Here is an 18,513-nt window from a genome sequence, read left to right as displayed (position 1 = left end):
TGACCTCACTCTAATTATGCAATACAATGTAACAATGGAATTGAAATAGTGATAATAGTCACAGAAATATCCTGAACATTGCATAAGATTAAAGTCTAAGGTCAATTAAGGATTCAACATGAACAGTCGTATTACCCTGGCGCTGGAAAGTGCTCCCTCTTCAATTCAAGTACTTTTAAGCGACATCGTATTAGCAGACAACTTTGACGCAACATTCTCTCCAGAACAATTTGCCAGCCTACTGCAAGCAAGTGGATTAGCGGATGACGAACTGCGTATTGCGTTGCTTCCTTTTGCTGCAGCCTATGCTTACGTACCGCTCTCAAACTTCTATGTTGGTGCAATCGTGCGTGGTTTGTCTGGTACTTTGTATTTTGGTGCAAACCTTGAAATCGCCGGAGCTCAACTTGGCCAAACCGTACACGCTGAGCAATCTGCGATCAGCCATGCTTGGATGAAAGGTGAAGAAGGTATCTCGGATATCACAATCAACTTCAGCCCTTGTGGACACTGCCGCCAATTCATGAACGAACTGACGACAGCAAAAGAGCTCAAAGTTCAGCTTCCACAACGCGATGAAATGTCACTGCAAGAATACCTGCCAGATTCATTCGGTCCAGCAGATCTAGGCATCACAACGGGATTAATGGCTAAACTGAATCATGAATATCAGTCGGGTGAAACGACCCCGCTTGTCGTCCGTGCCTTAGAAGCGTTAAACCGCAGCCACGCACCTTACACTAAGAACCTAAGTGGTGTTTCACTACAACTGACAACGGGTGAGATGTTCACCGGTGCTTACGCAGAAAACGCGGCATTCAACCCAAGCCTACCGCCGCTACAAGTCGCCTTGGTTCAACTTAAGATGGCTGGCTTCGATTTCGAACAAATTGAAAACGCTGCCTTAGTTGAGATTGCTGATGGTAGCATCAGTCACCTAGCCGATACTCAGTCTACGTTAGAAGCAATTAACCCCGATATTCCAGTGACTTACTTAGCAATCTAAGTACATCTGGTTAACAATATTTTTAAATAAGCAGCCCTACTTTTCGGAGCTGCTTTTTTTATGCCTGTAATGAACGGAACAACAAAAGCAAACGTTTGCTTTTGTCATGTAAATCAGTATGATCACCCCGTTTTCAATCAATCGTTCATAAGGTCGGAAGGAATATCTATGTTTGGTACTGCTACTCGTGAAAATGCTACTCGTGTACTTCTATTAGGTTCAGGTGAACTCGGCAAAGAAGTTGCTATCGAGTGCCAACGTTTAGGTTTGGAAGTTATTGCATGTGACCGTTACGCTAATGCACCCGCAATGCAAATTGCACATCGTAGCCATGTATTAGACATGTTAGATGGCGATGCACTGCAAGCAGTCATTGAACTCGAAAAACCAGATTATGTGGTTCCAGAAATAGAAGCTATTGCCACCAGCAAATTGGTAGAGCTAGAAGCACAAGGCTTGAATGTTGTTCCAACGGCTAATGCGACGAAAATGACAATGAACCGAGAAGGTATCCGTCGTCTTGCAGCTGAAGAGCTAAAACTGAGCACTTCACCTTACCGCTTTGCAGACACCTTCGAAGACTTCGCCGCTGCTGTTGAATTCGTGGGTATGCCTTGTGTTGTTAAGCCTGTAATGAGTTCTTCAGGCAAAGGCCAAAGCATTATCAGAACTGAAGAAGACATCCAGAAATCTTGGGGCTACGCACAAGAAGGTGGTCGTACTGGCGCAGGTCGTGTGATTGTTGAAGGCTTCATCGACTTTGATTATGAGATCACTCTGTTAACCGTTCGCGCTGTTGATGGTGTACACTTCTGTGCGCCTATCGGTCACCGCCAAGAAGACGGTGATTACCGTGAATCATGGCAACCACAAGTGATGTCAGACAATGCCTTGAAAGCGGCGCAATACACAGCAGAACAAGTGGTTAACGCACTAGGCGGTCACGGTATCTTCGGTGTTGAACTGTTCGTTAAAGGCGATCACGTTATCTTCAACGAAGTATCCCCTCGCCCACACGATACTGGCTTAGTGACATTAATGTCTCAAGACTCATCAGAGTTTGCATTGCACGTTCGTGCCTTTACTGGTTTGCCGATCAAAACAATCACTCAGTATGGTCCTTGTGCCTCTGCGGTTGTCCTAGGGCAAGGCACTTCAACGAATATCCGCTTTGAAGGCCTTGCAGAAGTGCTAGACGCACCACAAACACAAGTTCGTCTGTTTGGTAAGCCTGACATTGATGGTCGTCGTCGTCTTGGTGTGGCGTTAACTCGTCGTAACAGCACAGAAACAGCAATCGAAGATGCCATTAAAAGCGCTGCTAAAGTAAAAGTGATTTATTAACCCGCTATTCAATTCTGAACAATCACGAGTTCAAATCTGAACAATAAAAAAGACGGGCTATCGAGCCTGTCTTTTTGTTGGTGTTATCTTTTTATTTGAGCGCTCTTTTCGCTTGAAAGCCCATTGAAATTAAGCGTCTGACTCAATCAAATACACTTCTTCACAGAAACGCGACAAGCCTTTCTTAGCAATCTTAGGATGTTCATCGTCTGCAATATCTTGATTCAACAATGTGATTTTGTATCCCGCGAACAACTGATCGATTTCTAGTTTAGGTACGCTAAACGGAGGCCCTGCCATCTCGTTTTGATCATAATCCAGAGTCACCAGAAGAATCTTACCACCCGGCTTCAATAGTTGTTTCAAACGCTCTACATACTGCACTCGCATCTCAGCAGGCAGAGCCACTAAAGAAGCGCGATCATAAATAATGTCAACAGGCTGAATTGGCGCTGTGAAGTAATCACCCGTGTAAACACTCAGTTCGTCGAACTGGTAGAGCTCATGCTGGCCATTAATTTGAGTCACAGTCGGTGTGTAAAAGTGCTCTGAGAAAAATGCGCGAACCGCAATCTGGCTTAATTCAACCCCTTGAACCTCTTCATGCTTAGACGCTAACCAGATCAGATCTTCGCTTTTACCACAAAGTGGAACAAACACACTCTTCTCGTAATTAGGGTTAGTTTTTTCCCAAAATTCAATCAGAAGTGGATTTACATCTTCAAGGTGGAAACCAATTTGGTTGGCTGCCCATTTATTGTGCCAAAATTCAGGATTATTCATCTTTCGTTCATGTTAAACAGTCATACTGCAAGGGTACAGTATAGAGAAGTAAGAGCAACCTTCGCTTGGTTTAAAATTGCCAGTTAGACTCGCTAAAAATTAAACACTGACTGAGTTCAACATTCTTAAACAGAAGGGGCAAATGCTTGAATTATTTGTCTATATGTTCACATTTTAAAGCAATATTAAACGTTAGAGTTGGTTTCTACCTCAACTAGCCCCATTTAATATATAGTGAGTTTAGTTAGGCTGTTTTCACTCTTATGCGTTACTGGTTACCCCTTTAGACTATCCGTTTTTGTAACCTTGTATTTTGGAGTTTGAATGAGTGTATTTCTCCGTACGACGGCCCTAATGCTTCTAGTATTGAGCCGAGCGCCTGCATTCGCAGCAGCACCTGTTTCAACGAGTTCAACTGATCAATCGCGCACACCTGCGCAAAATCAAGTTTCATCTAACGTATTCCGCCATAGCCTAAGTGGCCTATACGGCATTAAAGCATTCGACTCGCGTCCGACTCAGCCTTACACTGACTTTGACATTCTTTACAGCAAAGCTCACCAAGCACAAGCTGAGCTAGAAACTATCTGTAAAAGTACCGCCCTACTCACTAACTCAGAAGCCCTATTCGCAGGCGTTAAATCTCAATCTCGCGCACAAGAAAAGATTGACCTTGAGCTTGATGGCGATGTAACAAGAATTACCGACCTAGCTCGTGCAACGATCATCGCAAACGACGTAGAGAGTTTGGTTGAAGTGTACGAATCGCTAAGCCGTGAAGCGGACGTAGTGAAATTGAAAAACAAGTTTAAGTCTCCTGCTGACTCTGGCTACCGTGACCTTAACTTGTTGGTTCGTTTACCTAAAACCAACATCATTGCTGAAGTTCAGCTTCACCTAAAAGCAATTGCTGATGTGAAAAGCGGCCCTGAGCATGAACTATATGAAATCATCCAAGGTATTGAGCGTCACGCGATTGCAGAAAAACGCCCGATGAATGACATCGAAGCTGCACAAATCAATAGCTTAAGACGCCAGTCTCTAGAGCTTTACCAACAAGCATGGCAACCGTATATCACAACTCACATCAAAGCGGCATAACGCGTCTACAACTGTAATCTAATAGATACTAATAAGGGCTGAAGTCACAGCCCTTTATTTTTCTTTGTTCTAGATACAAAAAGACCACGCTTGGCGTGGTCTATTGCTTGGCTACTTTTCGATTTTAATATTCTCGACTCGGGCCTTTAGTTTTTGTCCCGGTCTAAAAGTAACAACACGTCGAGCAGAAATTGGAATGTCTTCACCAGTTTTCGGGTTACGACCTGGTCGCTCGTTTTTTTCGCGAAGATCAAAGTTACCAAAACCTGACAGTTTTACCTGTTCGCCATTTTCAAGTGCTTTACGAACTTCCTCGAAAAACACTTCAACCGTTTCCTTGGCATCCCGCTTGCTGTATCCGAGTGTTTCAAACAGGTTCTCAGCCAAATCGGCCTTCGTGAGTGCCATAAAACTTTCCTCAAAGCTATGTTATACATTGCTACCATCACCAGTAGCGCCAAAGCATTTACCCTATTCAATCAAAGAGATAAGGTCATTTACAAGGAAAGTGTATGCCAAGCTTCTGATTTTCGCCAACTTTTTTATTTGAACAATTGGTTTATTCTTTCTAATCAGCAAGATAACCCACTTCGAAACTCACACATATGGCTAAAAATGCTCTCCTCCCGACAATCACAGCAGAACTTAAACCTACCAAAAACAAAAACAACGGAATTTAATACTTTAGTTTTCTAAATGTTAACTTCTGAGACTTTTATCGTATATCTAATTAAATCAGCCACTTGATTTGATATCAAACTCAACAAAGCACAATAAATAACCACCTTCTAATATGAGATTAATATCACCTCAGTATTTTATTCGTTCAACAATCTAGAACTTTACAACCATTGCTTACGTATCAATATTGGTTATTCGATCGAAGGGGAAGTAAAGCATTAATTAGACGACTTAATCGGAATTACCCATCAATGTTCAAACTGAATTTTTGATTTTATGTCCTTTGCTTATGACTATTAAGTCACCAAGTTGTTCATCGCTTTTTGTCATAAAAACACTGACTATTATGCTCATTACAACGAGCGTAGTTCCCCGGGACTGTAAGGAAAAACACTTACCTTAAAACCCTGAAATGCTGAGTTTGCAAGGGGGCGCTAAATTATGCAACTCGGCCAATGACAGCTCATTTATTTTTTCTAAGTATATATCCGTCAGCGCTGGCGTTTTCCTGTATTCGAAGAGAACTTATTATGAGTAATAAATTTGGAAATAAACCATTACCTTCCTTTATCGAAGAACGCTTGAACTTTTATGTTCAAGACCTCATTACCCCAAACAAAAACCAAAGGCACTTGGTATTAGGGAAACGCCCCAAGTCGAACGCCGTGGTTATGCAGAGTAATGACTACCTATCACTATCGCATAACGTGAACATCCAAAAAGCACATAGGGATGCGATCTCAAAGCACGATGATAATGTAGTGATGTCTGCCATATTTTTGCAAGATGAACAATCTAAGCCAGCGTTTGAAACCGAACTCGCAGCCTATGTCGGGATGGAAACCTGTTTGCTGTCCCAATCTGGTTGGGCTGCTAATATTGGGCTGTTGCAAACTATCTGCCCACCTAATACTCCGGTGTATATCGATTTCTTTGCACACATGTCCCTATGGGAAGGAATTCGTGCTGCTGGAGCTCATGCTTACCCGTTTATGCACAACAACATGAATCATCTGCGTAAACAGATCCAACGTAATGGATCAGGCGTGATTGTGGTCGACTCTGTTTATAGCACCATTGGCACTATTGCCCCACTACGCGACATCTACGAAATGGCGCAAGAGTTTGACTGTGCTTTGGTCGTTGATGAGTCGCACTCGTTAGGTACTCATGGTAAAAATGGGGCGGGTTTGGTTCAATCTTTAGGGCTGACTAACAAAGTGGATTTTATTACCGTGAGTTTAGCCAAGACATTCGCTTATCGTGCCGGTGCCATTCTTGGACCTAAACGGCTGTCAGAGACCCTTCCATTTGTCGCTTACCCAGCGATTTTCAGCTCTACCGTGCTGCCACAAGAAGTCATTCGCTTAGAAAAAACGTTAGAGGTAATCAAAAACTCTGATGATAAGCGAGACACCTTATTCAAACGAGTCAAAACGCTCACAACAGGCCTAAAACAAATAGGCTTTAACATTCGTAGCGAGTCACAAATCGTGGCCTTAGAATGCGGTAGCGAAAGAAACACGGAGCATGTGCGTGACTTTCTCGAAGAGCGGAATGTGTTTGGTGCTGTATTTTGTCGCCCTGCAACTGGAAAAAACAAGAACATCATCCGCTTCTCAGTGAATGCTGACATGACTTCGCAAGATATAGACCACGTTCTCAGGGTATGCGATGAAGCATTTCATCACCCTGAGTTAGAGTTCATTTAATAATACCGTTCATGTAATCAATAAAGACGATTGAACGAAACGCACTCTACCATGTCGCAATATAAAAGAGCCCAGCATTTAACTGAGCTCTTTCTTGTCGCTTGTTATGTATGAAAAACAGCAAACACCCTTGTAACGATAAACTAAATCCAATGTGCAATTTTATCAAATAATCGGTTCTTGTCCGCCGGCTTAACAATAAAATCAGACATGCCTGAAAGATCCATCTTCTCCAGAGTGACAGGAGAGCTATCCCCCGTATGCGCAATGATAGGCACAGAGGAGAACGCTTTGTTTGCACTTCGGATACGACGAGAGGCTTCAACACCATCCATAATTGGCATCTCGATGTCCATCAGAATTAAATCGATATGATCAGTATCCAAAGCATCTAGTGCCTGCTGACCATTTTCTTTCTGAATAACATCAAAGCCTTGTTTTTCCAACAGCATAGCGGTAAAACGACGTAAGGATTCATTGTCATCGACGACCATAATTGTACGCTTGTTAGTCGTATTTAACGGTTTTACAGACGTGGAAGATATCGCATAACTAGACTCAAACAGTAGGCGATCAACTGTCGTTTGGGTATTCAAAAGCCACACTTGAGTTTCAACCCAAATAGGTTCAAAAGATACATTGTGGACACGTTTTAGCGGGGAATACTCATACAAATAGACGATACGAGATTCCGTGAATGACAGTAAAGATTCCATTCTATCTAGGTAATTCGCTTTTAAATCTAAGCTCTCTATATCAACAAAAATCAAATCGAACTCAAATTGATACTCTTTTCTGTTGAGTGTTGAGGCAACATCTAGAACCGTTAATTCAAACCCCATAGTGCGAGCTAATTCCCTAACTTTAGCAGTGAGTATGTTTTGTTCGCTCACCATCAACACATTCTTTAATTTTGTCAGCTCACTCTTAATCTCTTTTACTGCGTTCGAAGTAAGCTGCGGGAAAGTCATTGTAAACTGTGTCCACTCATTTATTTCAGACTGGCATTTTATTTCGCCACCAAATGACTTCATGACCTTTTGGCAAAATGGCAAGCCCAAGCCATAGCTTCCCGATTTCCCCGTCGTATAGAAGTCTTGGAATATGCGTCGAATCACATCACTTGAAATACCAGAACCGTTATCGGAAACCACTATTTGATTAGCGATATCATCACTTTTTATAGAAACATGAATATGGAACTCTTCTGGGCTACGGTGATGGAACGCATTTTTTAACAAATTGTACATCACATACTTCAATAAAGTATCACTGCCTAAGAAACTGAACTCCCCCTGTATGTCCAGAGATATTGCTTGTCTATCTGACGCACGTTTATAGTTAAAACTATCTATCGCATCACCGACCACCGTTTTCGCCGAATGCTTTTCAAAGGTAGAACGGGATACACGGTTCTCATCAATTGAGGTCAACAACAGATCAATGGTTTCGTTGCCTGAATGAATGATATTCATCGCCTCATCACTCACTTCTCGTAGCTGCCTCACTTCTTCATCGCTCAGAACATATTGCCCCTTGTGATGACCAGCTTTTGGATTCGGCAATATAGACTGCATGACATCAATTGAGGTCAATAGGCCACTAAGAGGATTTCGCATCTCGTGCGCAATACCTGCACCAAACGACTTAGCCAAAGACACCTTCGCTTCATGCTCTAGCTGATTACGGAAATAGAATAAATTACCAAACAAGTAAATGAACAAAAAGATAGGCACGTGCGTCCAGTTCATTGTGAGTTCAAGATAAAAGCCCTGCGCCGCCCATGCACCTATTGTAGCAATGCTGATTCCAGCAAAGGTCTGCGCGAACATAACCCTCGTTACATGCACGAGTAAAATATGAAGGAATATGGCGGACATGAACGACATAACCCAAACATTGGACCAATTATTCATTAACAACATGAAGAAAAAGAAGCACGGTAGACAGAGTGTAATTGCCACTTGATAATAGACCGGAAGATATTTTCTCCACTCACACGGGATGTGATTACGATAAATGATCCCGAAGAACAATACAGAGCATAACAAGCGCAACGTTAAGTTTTCATAAGGTTGGGGGAACAGAAACTCCCAAACAATATAATAGATTGGGAAGCCGACAAAACCCATCCAACCAACGAGGGAAAGGTTTGGTTCTGCATACTGATAAACTTTACGAATAGCGTTCATACGAAATTCTTTGCACTCTGGGCCCTGACATGACTAGTTGTATGGTTGTTTTTATATGGTTCTTATTGAGTATATTATACATCATTCATGATCAGTGAGGTTTCAATCATATAAGTAATAAAACTTTGTACTCGATTAAGCATATTTGGCTCGCAAATATACATGATTTACCCGTTAGGAACACTCACTGACAAAGAACTTAATATCGTCAATTGACACATATATAGCCCAAACACATACACGCTACGCGTCATGCCAACTCTTATGCAACAACTATTTCATGATTGGCACTATCACCTATAAACTCAACCGTCGTCGCTTCACTTTGATCAAATACAAAACCGCACGCTCAGGAAACAAAAAATGCCCCTAAATAGGAGCACTTATGTTACTTACTGTATCAATAAAATTTATTTTAATGCCACTGCATTTCGCCGCTAAGAACCTTAGCACCAAGCTCAAGATCACCTTCAGTTGTCGAAAACTGCGGGTAGGCCTTCTTCATATAACGACTGATATCACCGGATGTTGGGTTGTTTTTACTTTCCAGTGCCTTTTCAATGTCAGCCACGTAATCAATCGTAAATTGAACACCGTTAACGCCAGATGGCATCTTACCAAGGTAATGACCTGGAATTACAACCTCTGGTTCAAGTACCTTCATTCGTTCTAAAGATTGTGCCCATTGATGACGAATCTCTTTCGACTGCGTGTCTGCCATCCATACATGCACTCCGCTATATACCGAAACCCCACCAAACACCGTTTTCTCCGACGGCACCCATAGGTAAGCTTGATGCGTGTTTATTTCTTTCACTTCGATGGTTTCGCCTTCAATACTAATCGTTGTGTCGTTTAATACTGTCGGAACAATCACTTTAGAGGGTGAGTTTTCACCTAAGATTGGGCCCCAATATTCTAGTTTCGCATCTTTAGTTCGTTTGATATGCGCAACTACCGCCTCACTGGCAACGACATCAACACCTGGGAATGCATCCATCAGAGGCTCTAAACCAAAGTAAAAGTCTGGGTCACCACTGCTGATGTAAATCATCGACAATTTTTTACCCGTTGCTTCGATCTGTTCCACCAACTTCTGTCCATCTGCGACGCTAAATTGAGCATCGAACAGAACCACTTCCTTTTCACCAGAGACAAGTACTGAGCTTGCTGGGAATATCGCATTTTCACCAGGGTTATAGTGAGTGATGTTTAAATCAGCAGCAGAAGCAAAACTCGATACTGCCGCTGTTGCTAAAAATAGTGCAGTTGTTGAAAAAACGTTTGATGACTTGTTCATTGCTTTATTCCGTAATTAAGAGCTGAAACTATATAGGCTCGTTGAATATGTAACACATCTTATTTGATTAAATTTAGATTAAATAGATATCAAATTAACTTTCACTGTTGCGATTTTCGGACATATACTATGATTCACTCGCTTTCTTTAGATGGTAAAAACAATGGATAAACTTGAGGCCATGAATGTCTTCGTCACAATAGTGGAGCGTGGCAGCTTAAGCGCGGCCGCAGAGCATCTTGAGCTCTCTCGAACCAAAGTGACACGCTATCTAGGAGAGCTAGAAGGTTGGATGGACACACGCTTGCTTCACAGAACCACTCGCAGCTTGAGCCTAACCAGCGCAGGAAAAGAGACGCTTGAAGTCGCAAGGGAGTTACTTGCCCTTGAGGCATCGTTAGCAGGTATCAGAAATCAAAACCGCCAGCACTTAAAAGGCCAACTGCGTCTTACCGCAAGTTATTCCATTGTCGATAGCTTCTTGATGGACGTAATCAGCCGCTTCATAGCGAATTGGCCAGAGGTAACAATTGATATTGTCTCTACCGATAAAACAGTCAATCTTGTTGAGTCGCGTATCGATTTGGCGATTCGTATCACTAACGAACTTACCCCTAATATTGTTGCTAAACATCTAGGTGAATGTCGCTCGGTGATTTGCGCGTCGCCTCAATATCTAAAAGAGAACGGCACCCCAAAAAGTGCGCAAGATTTAGCGCACCACAACTGTTTGTCATTCAGTTACTTTGGTAAGACCGCATGGACGTTTAATGGCCCCAATGGACTCGAATCGGTGCCGATTAAAGGGAATATTAGTGCGAATACATCTGAGGTTCTGCTTTCTGCGACACGAAAAGGTAACGGTATCTGCTTGCTGCCCTTTCCTTCTGTAGAACACTTGATAAAAAATGGTTTGTTGGTTCCGCTGCTCTCTGAATGGAAACCTAAAACGCTCGGTGTACACGCGGTTTATGGGACGCGTAAACAAGTCACACCACTGCTAAGAGCCTTTATCGACCACCTATCTAACGAGATGGAACAGTCGACAAGCTGGTAGGTAACTGCCTTCATTAATAATACTGATATGGAATAAGTATTATTCATTTTACTTATGACACATTAATTCCTATCGTAGTTCACACCATTCAAACTAAGCAAAGATGATAATCGAAATAATGTTGACTCAAATAGGACAATAAAACATGACTGCCATTACTGATTTAGAGGTTCTGTTGAAATCCATGTCACCAGAATTGATTGAAGGGAACTACGTATTTTGCACTGTAAAAGGGGTGCAATCGGATTACTTTCAACTTAACCCGATAGCGACTTTTCGAGAAAAAGAGGGCTTAACTTTAGTTCTCGAAGAATCCGTAGCCACCAAATTCCAGCTAGATTTCGATGGTGTATTTAGCCTCATCACACTATCCGTACACTCTAGCCTCGAAGCTGTCGGATTAACCGCCGCTTTTGCTACTAAGCTTGGATCATATGGCATTAGCGCCAACGTTATTGCAGGCTACTATCACGACCATATTTTTGTGCAAAAAGATAAAGCTGAAACCGCGATGAAAGCGCTACAAGAATTCTCAGATTAAAAATAACGAAACCGTTAGGGGCTAAGTACAAAAAAAGCGACGTAATCTACGTCGCTTTGGGTTATTGCTCACCGCTCTCTAATTGATCAGGCATCAGCTAGCTAGCCAGTTAAGCAAGTTTAAATGTCGCTACTTTGTCACTTAAGCTAGCGGCTTGATTCTTAAGTTCATTCGACTCAGTTAAGCTATCTTGTGAGCCTACGACCAACTGATCGGTCACATCTTTAATAGACGTAATGTTTTGAGTGATTTCACCCGTCACATGAGTTTGCTCTTCAGCTGCAGTCGCGATTTGCGTCGCCATGTCACTAATTAAAGCGACGGCAGTGTTGATTTCTTCTAACGCATGAGAAGCTCTGTCGGCATCTTCCACAGAATGTAATGCCAGCTTAGAGCTGCTCTCCATAAGCTCAACAGCTTGACCCGTTGTACGCTGTAGAATATCAATCGTTGATTTGATTTCTTCTGTTGAAGAGTGTGTGCGCTGTGATAGAACACGTACTTCATCGGCAACCACCGCGAAACCACGCCCCTGCTCACCAGCACGAGCCGCTTCAATCGCAGCGTTCAAAGCAAGTAAATTCGTTTGCTCTGCAATGCCTTGGATTGTCGCTAATACGGTTGAAATCTCTTGAGCGTGCTTGTTTAGCGCACTAATCACATTACCCGCTTCGTTAACTTCATTTGCTAAATTATTGATTGAACCTTTAGTATCAACCACTAACGCGTGGCCATTATTGGTGCTTGTTGCTGAATCTTGTGCCGCTTTTGCGGTTTGCTCTGCATGCGATGCAATTTCTCGTGTTGCGCTGGCCATTTCGGTTACAGCCGTCGCCACCATAGTGATTTCTTGTTGCTGATGATTAAGCTCGCTCACCGAAAGGTTAGCTCGCTGTGCGCTTTGTTCTGATTGGCTATTCAGTTGTTCTGATTGACCACGAATATGCCCAATTAACTGCTGTAAGCTACCAACAAACGTATTGAAATTCTGTGCTAACTCACCGACTTCATCTTGGTTCTCTACATGAATACGTTGAGTTAAGTCACCACTACCATTCGCAATTTGTGCCAAAGCGTTAGAAACATGATTAAGTGGACGGAATAGAATGGTACATAACAGGTTAAACAGCACCGTACATACAATCACTACAAATAACGTCACTAAAATTTGGCCAATAACAGCATCAAATAACGGTGCAACCAAAGAGTCATGATTAACAACGCTGACGGTAATCAGGCTCGTCCCGTCAATAGAACGCGCGTAAAGAACATAATCGCTTCCGTTCAACTCTATTGTTGTGTTTTTTCCGCTAGCTAGCGCTTTCTGGACATCAGAAAAATCCAATCCAAGTGAACTGATATTCTTATTCAATAGCTTAGTATCAGCGTGTGTGTAAACCGTGCCCTTATCAGTCGCGATAAACATGTAGCCTTCCCCAGGAAGGATCACTTTCTCTAAACTATTTAAAATATCGGTAATTTCAACATCTGCTCCTAGGACAACCTGATCGCCATGCAATTGCATCGCTTTACCTAACGATACAACGTTTGCACCAGTGGCAGCTGCAACCGTTGGGTTATCCATAAACACTTTGCTTGGATTCGCTACCGCATTGGTGTACCAACCCCATTGGCGAGGGTCATCATTACCTGCAGGAAGTACAACTCCGTTCGCGTTCTTTTGCGAACCATCAGGAAACGCTAAGAAGACATTATCAAAGGAGGCTGAGTCACGAACTTGTTTAAGGTGAGTAACCAAACTTTCTTGTTGGGACTCTTTCGACAGAGACGTCAACGCACGCTCTTTAGATAAAATCCAATCCGATACGTACTGGTTATAAGAAGCCGATGTCCCTTCTAAACGTTGCTCAACCTCAGTATCTAATCGTTGCAATGAAGCCCGGAAAGAAAGAGCTTCGACCAAAATCCCCCCCAGGATAATGGCCATGCTGGCAGAGATAGCCAATTTATTTTTAAGCGAGAGTTTCTTTAACATAGGAAACCTATAATTTGTAAGTAAAAACCGAGGCGAACAAATTCGTTGCCAAGACGGTTGCAAGCTGAATATATTTTACGCTTTAAAATAAATTAAAAAAACTAACCAACCAGCTGTATTACCAAGATCTGTGAGCTAGAAATTAGATCTAGATCAACTCACAAACCAGAACGACATACGTTAAAAATAGATGACAATGTTCAGATGATTAAATGCCAAGCCTTTTGCTTCATTGATAATAATCTACTCAACAAAAAAGGCTTTAAAGTAACGAGGCCTCTGATTAACATCCCCCTCCCTGAAGAATGATTCACATTAACGATATGAGTTGAGGTATCACTTAACAACAGCTATCGACTTTTAGCTAAAGTTTGATTGATAAACAATGCGGACAAAATGACCACCAACGCTAACCACGTTGTTGTTTGAACAGACTCATCCGCAAGTAGTACACCAATCAAAACACCCACTGCAGGTACAAGGTAGTTAGTCATCGAAGTGAATACCGCGCCAGCGTTTTTTATACTCATCATATAAAGATAATAAACAACACCTGCACACAGAACTCCTAGGTAAATCAATGAAAACATTGATGATGCTGACGGCTTAACAGTTGTGATTGGGGCTGTTAAAAATGCGATGAACAGTAGTTGAATACTCGCCATACAAAGTACATTTCGAGCAACAACCAGTGGATGCACATCTCGTACACGATTAAGCAAGAGAAGCGCAATAGCGAAACATACGGCTGCAACGATAATTGCAGCAGAACTCACTAAATTAATAGCGCCAGTATTCGATGACAGCTCTGGGGAAAACAAGATCAATAACCCACTAAACCCAACTATGACACTAACGGTGTTCCCTTTACTTATCGTCGCACCTTTAATAAACACAGGTGAAAGTAGTAAAGCGTAAAAAGGCAGTGTGCCCATCAATATAGCCGCGATTGAACTCGTTAGGTTTTGTTGAGCCCAAGGAACCAGAACAAAAGGAACAGCGGCTTCTAGCAACCCAATCAGAGCAAAAAGGCCCCATTGCTTACTCGCACTTTTAATTCCCATTATTTTGCATATAACAATAAGGGTCAGCGCCCCCAGTATTGCTCGAAGCGTCCCTACCCAAACAGGAGAAAAACCCTCAAGAGAAATTTCCTGAAAAACAAACTGTGAGCCCCAAATAAGCCCTATTGCGATTAACGTTAAGTAATTTTTTAGCATGTTTATATTGCCTCGAAGATTAAATCTCATTGAAAGTACAAGGTTTAATATAATGAAAATTTTTCTTTATTCTTTGCCTACTCTATTGGGGCTTAAGATTTAAAAGCCACAGCGTCGACTTCTATTTTCATTCCATCTAACGCTAGTTTGGGAACCGGAATCAATGTACTTGCGGGTAAGCTTTTTGGGGACCAACGTTTGAGCATTTCTTCACTCCAGATATGCAGTTTATCTGAATCATGATCGACGATTAGCACTGTAATCTTCGCGACATCGCTAAAGCCCAGTTCATGAGCCTTTAACGCAATATCAAGGTTGGATAATACAACCTGAACTTGACGACGAAAGTCTTTGTCTAATTCATGTTCTAACCCTTCACCACCACTTTGCCCTGAAATAAAAATAAACTCTCCATTCGCGGATGTCTTCACCGTATGACAAAACCCAAAAGGAGTTGGGTTAAAAAGTTTTTCAGGATTATAAAAATTCAATGTTTTACATGACATTCTGTTGACCTATTGAGTTATGTTTTGAACGTTAGAGAGTGTAAAACTTCAAGCAAACTTTAAGTCAATAGGTATTTTAAAAATCACAACCAAGCAAATAAGTACTTATAAATTAGCAACTAATGATAAAATCAAGCCCTATTCCTAACACGCTAATTCATGAAGCAACGTAGCGTTCACCTTACCAATGCATTAATCTCATAAGCTGTTAAGTACTCAGAGTTTTCCTATGTCCCGAAGTCAACGTCTCTTCGACCTGCTCCAATTATTGCGCTGTCATAAATACCCAGTATCTGCCGATCACCTAGCTAAAGAGCTCAACGTGAGTACTCGCACCATTTATCGCGATATCGTGACACTACAAGCGCAGGGCGCTGAAGTTGATGGTGAAGCCGGAGTTGGTTATCAATTGAAACCCACCTTCACTCTCCCACCTATGATGTTCTCAATGGAAGAGTTGGAAGCGCTGCGGCTTGGCGCTGAATGGGTAGCCAAGCAAGCCAATGGGGAATTCAGTAACTCGGCTAGAAATGCCATCGCCAAGATTTCTGCCGTGCTACCTGCTGACCACCAGGCCAAACGCAGTGATGACATTGTGCGTGTTGCTTCAATCATTGAGGTTGCAGAGTTAGCCATCGAACTTTCAGATATCAAGTTAGCAATTAAGCAGCAGAACAAAGCTGAGATTCATTACACAGACGCAAAAGCTAATGTGAGTTTAAGAATCGTTTGGCCAATGTTGATTGGTTTATTCGAACAGCACTATGTTTTGGTCGCTTGGTGTGAAGCGCGAAATGCGTATCGTAATTTCAGGCTAGATAGAATGGCTGAATGGAAAATGCTTGAAGAAAAATATCAGCGTCCGCGTCATGACTTGATCGAAGATTGGCAGAAAATAGAAGGCATTGCAGATAAAGTGATTCGCTACTGACAAAAACTGTCACTGGTACACGCTATATTTCTCTCAACCCAATCGAACTCGATGCAAATCGAATTGACCAGCCTAGGAGCTATTATGTTTACCATTGATTCATTCGTTCTTTATGTCGCAGACATTCATCGCAGCATGGACTTTTACGCCAAAGCATTTGATTGCGAGCCAAAGCTTCTATCACCGACCTTTGCTGCCCTAGACTTTGCAGACAACGTTAAAATCACACTCAAACAGGCTGACTTTCTAACACCAGCAAGTACCGTTAAGGGCGGCGGCACTGAGATCTCTATGCCTCTCGCTGACAAAGAGACATTGGGAAACCTCTATGAAACATGGGCAGAAAAAGGGATCCAGTTTGAGCAAGTGCCAGAAGAGTCCGTTTACGGCATCAACTTCCTTGCGGTTGACCCAGACGGACACCGTATCCGCGTCTTCACTTAAATTAATAGGAGCAAGCTGCACTTAGCCGCTTGCTCATCTCATCTCATCTCATCTCATCTCATCAAAAAAGCTTACTAGCCGAAATCTAACGTCAGCAATAATCGAGTCTCGTCAGATGAAGTAACGGGAGAACGATGCACAAGGCCCCCATTTTCATTGCCACTCCAACTCTCTCCTTTCAATAACGCCACATCACCACTCGCCATTTGCTGAATATCAGGTTCATGAGCGTATAGGCCTGAAGCCGAATCTGGCTGTCCGCAGCTTCCGCGACCAAGCTTCGAACGATCGACCACGTAATTTGGCAACCATTGAGTCGCGACACCATGATAGGTAGTCACTAAGCGGCAAGGTACTTGGTCAACATGGAAACGGGGACACATCGCTTTATTCAGAACCGCTAGACGCAGCCCTACTTCTTCAAGATCGAACAAACAACAGAACATATCCACCAACTCCGACATGTTTTCTAACAGCGCTTTAGAAGCCGTTCCGTCGGTCGCGAATTCCAATTTCTCATAAGCGTTGTTGGGTGAAAGGCTAATAGACTTACTAAAGTTTGGGTTAGACGCGATAAACTCACCGATGGCACCTGTTAAGTCAGCATCAAGTGTACGCTGCCAAATCGTCATATTAATATCGTTTTGATAGATATCTGCCAGTACCGTTGGCTGCTCAGAAACACTAAAGCATGGCTTGTGACTCACCTGGTCCTTGATACTCACGGCGGAACTAATGTTAAGAGGCTGATTACTATTGGTCGCCAAAGGCTTCGTTAACACGGCATTCATTACGTCATCTCCTTGATACATGCTTATCGTCTTCCTCTTGCCTATACGATCGTTAGTCACAGCAAGAGTGATTTATGGTTATGTTATAACATAACCATAAATACACAAGTAACTTAGCCGATCATGGTTCCAATAATATGTCGATGCTCTACTTTCCTCAGGTAATTTGGTGGATGCTAAACTAAGCTTTATCGACCTTTCTTTTCCGAAAGATGTGTCAAAGAAGTTCTTCAAGCGAACAGCTCAATAACGTTAAATCTATAAATTAATCAACATGGTGACAACTTATGAAAAAACGAATACCTACGCTCGGTCTTTTTTGCATTCTCATTTCTGCGCCATCTTTTTCAGAAACGGGCTACACGTTAGATCCGAAGTTATCGAACGTTACATTCGCAACCATTAAGAAGCAGTTTGTTGTCGAGCCCGCATCCATAAAACCTCTATCGGGCGGGCTTACAAAAGAGGGTCAGTTTTCCATTTTATTAGATTTGAAGACCGTCAACACCGGAGTCTCGATTCGCGACCAGCGACTGAATGAGCTCTACTTTGAATCGATGACTTTCCCTGAAGTGGAGATTTCAGGAAAGGTTGACCCTTCAATGCTATCTGGCAACCCGAAAAATACGACCATCGAAACTGAAGTCACCTTACACGGCGTAACCAAAACCATCGACTTCCCGGTTATGGTTGTTCCGTCTGAAGGTTTTGTTATGGTCAATTCAACATCAACCATCATCGTCAATGGCGCTGATTTTGGGATATCGACTGAGAACCTAAACAAGCTTTCAGCAACTGTCGGCGGGCTAGCGATTTCTGACAAGGTTCCGCTAAACTTCAATCTACTCTTCGATAGATAATGGAATCGCACCTCCCCCTTTTAATTCACCACCGAATAGCATCCAACG

The 18,513-nt window shown here is 42.4% G+C and carries 17 protein-coding genes; 9 read left to right on the top strand and 8 right to left on the bottom strand.

From position 1 onward, the window contains the following. Window positions 1-118 precede the first annotated feature (118 nt). Window positions 119-1,006, top strand: coding sequence for a cytidine deaminase (gene cdd / locus ACED48_RS08240; protein WP_017057449.1), 888 nt, complete (start codon window positions 119-121; stop codon window positions 1,004-1,006). A 168-nt stretch (window positions 1,007-1,174) separates the two neighbouring features. Then, window positions 1,175-2,350: a formate-dependent phosphoribosylglycinamide formyltransferase gene (gene purT / locus ACED48_RS08235; protein WP_017057450.1), complete on the top strand. Its 1,176-nt coding sequence runs from the start codon at window positions 1,175-1,177 to the stop codon at window positions 2,348-2,350. 129 nt (window positions 2,351-2,479) lie between these two features. Here the strand turns inward: purT and ACED48_RS08230 are convergent, their stop codons facing one another. After that, entirely contained in the window at window positions 2,480-3,133 is a 654-nt protein-coding gene (locus ACED48_RS08230; protein WP_017057451.1) for a thiopurine S-methyltransferase, read from the bottom strand. Window positions 3,134-3,457: 324 nt separating this feature from the next. Between ACED48_RS08230 and ACED48_RS08225 the strand changes: the two genes are divergently transcribed. After that, window positions 3,458-4,234, top strand: coding sequence for a RelA/SpoT domain-containing protein (locus ACED48_RS08225; protein WP_017057452.1), 777 nt, complete (start codon window positions 3,458-3,460; stop codon window positions 4,232-4,234). Window positions 4,235-4,345: 111 nt separating this feature from the next. On the opposite strand, the gene ihfA is transcribed toward ACED48_RS08225, so the two are convergent. After that, the gene (gene ihfA / locus ACED48_RS08220; protein WP_004734853.1) at window positions 4,346-4,642 is read right to left on the bottom strand and encodes an integration host factor subunit alpha; all 297 of its coding nucleotides are present in this window, start codon (window positions 4,640-4,642) and stop codon (window positions 4,346-4,348) included. 803 nt (window positions 4,643-5,445) lie between these two features. Between ihfA and cqsA the strand changes: the two genes are divergently transcribed. Beyond that, on the top strand, window positions 5,446-6,627 hold the full coding sequence (cqsA, locus tag ACED48_RS08215) for an alpha-hydroxyketone-type quorum-sensing autoinducer synthase (protein WP_017057453.1): 1,182 nt from the start codon (window positions 5,446-5,448) through the stop codon (window positions 6,625-6,627). Window positions 6,628-6,770: 143 nt separating this feature from the next. Here cqsA and ACED48_RS08210 read toward each other — a convergent pair whose 3' ends face one another. Next, on the bottom strand, window positions 6,771-8,819 hold the full coding sequence (locus ACED48_RS08210) for a response regulator (RefSeq protein ID WP_029627140.1): 2,049 nt from the start codon (window positions 8,817-8,819) through the stop codon (window positions 6,771-6,773). A gap of 415 nt (window positions 8,820-9,234) precedes the next feature. Then, window positions 9,235-10,119 carry a Vmh family MBL fold metallo-hydrolase gene (locus ACED48_RS08205; protein WP_017057456.1) on the bottom strand — a complete coding sequence of 295 codons (885 nt, stop codon included), beginning with the start codon at window positions 10,117-10,119 and terminating at the stop codon, window positions 9,235-9,237. A gap of 163 nt (window positions 10,120-10,282) precedes the next feature. On the opposite strand from ACED48_RS08205, the gene ACED48_RS08200 reads away from it, so the two are divergent. Continuing rightward, window positions 10,283-11,176, top strand: a complete 894-nt coding sequence (locus ACED48_RS08200) for a LysR family transcriptional regulator (protein ID WP_017057457.1) — start codon at window positions 10,283-10,285, stop codon at window positions 11,174-11,176. A gap of 145 nt (window positions 11,177-11,321) precedes the next feature. Beyond that, entirely contained in the window at window positions 11,322-11,717 is a 396-nt protein-coding gene (locus ACED48_RS08195) for an ACT domain-containing protein (protein ID WP_017057458.1), read from the top strand. 109 nt (window positions 11,718-11,826) lie between these two features. Here the strand turns inward: ACED48_RS08195 and ACED48_RS08190 are convergent, their stop codons facing one another. The 3 genes from ACED48_RS08190 to ACED48_RS08180 all read right to left on the bottom strand — a co-directional run bounded on the left by ACED48_RS08190 (window position 11,827) and on the right by ACED48_RS08180 (window position 15,439). Further along, window positions 11,827-13,713, bottom strand: a complete 1,887-nt coding sequence (locus tag ACED48_RS08190; protein ID WP_017057459.1) for a methyl-accepting chemotaxis protein — start codon at window positions 13,711-13,713, stop codon at window positions 11,827-11,829. A gap of 350 nt (window positions 13,714-14,063) precedes the next feature. Further along, window positions 14,064-14,933 carry a DMT family transporter gene (locus ACED48_RS08185; protein WP_029627142.1) on the bottom strand — a complete coding sequence of 290 codons (870 nt, stop codon included), beginning with the start codon at window positions 14,931-14,933 and terminating at the stop codon, window positions 14,064-14,066. Between the two features lie 92 nt (window positions 14,934-15,025). After that, the gene (locus tag ACED48_RS08180) at window positions 15,026-15,439 is read right to left on the bottom strand and encodes a RidA family protein (RefSeq protein WP_017057461.1); all 414 of its coding nucleotides are present in this window, start codon (window positions 15,437-15,439) and stop codon (window positions 15,026-15,028) included. Window positions 15,440-15,668: 229 nt separating this feature from the next. Between ACED48_RS08180 and ACED48_RS08175 the strand changes: the two genes are divergently transcribed. Then, window positions 15,669-16,370, top strand: coding sequence for a YafY family protein (locus ACED48_RS08175; RefSeq protein WP_017057462.1), 702 nt, complete (start codon window positions 15,669-15,671; stop codon window positions 16,368-16,370). 84 nt (window positions 16,371-16,454) lie between these two features. Next, the gene (locus tag ACED48_RS08170; protein WP_017057463.1) at window positions 16,455-16,814 is read left to right on the top strand and encodes a VOC family protein; all 360 of its coding nucleotides are present in this window, start codon (window positions 16,455-16,457) and stop codon (window positions 16,812-16,814) included. A gap of 74 nt (window positions 16,815-16,888) precedes the next feature. Here the strand turns inward: ACED48_RS08170 and ACED48_RS08165 are convergent, their stop codons facing one another. Continuing rightward, entirely contained in the window at window positions 16,889-17,605 is a 717-nt protein-coding gene (locus ACED48_RS08165) for a DUF1826 domain-containing protein (RefSeq protein WP_017057464.1), read from the bottom strand. Between the two features lie 287 nt (window positions 17,606-17,892). Between ACED48_RS08165 and ACED48_RS08160 the strand changes: the two genes are divergently transcribed. Continuing rightward, on the top strand, window positions 17,893-18,465 hold the full coding sequence (locus tag ACED48_RS08160; RefSeq protein WP_017057465.1) for a YceI family protein: 573 nt from the start codon (window positions 17,893-17,895) through the stop codon (window positions 18,463-18,465). Window positions 18,466-18,513 lie beyond the last annotated feature (48 nt).

Source organism: Vibrio sp. 5S239, from assembly GCF_041439575.1.
Taxonomy (GTDB): Bacteria; Pseudomonadota; Gammaproteobacteria; order Enterobacterales; family Vibrionaceae; genus Vibrio; species Vibrio kanaloae.
Note: the sequence above shows the minus strand (reverse complement) of the source record. Positions and strands in the feature narration are given on the sequence as shown.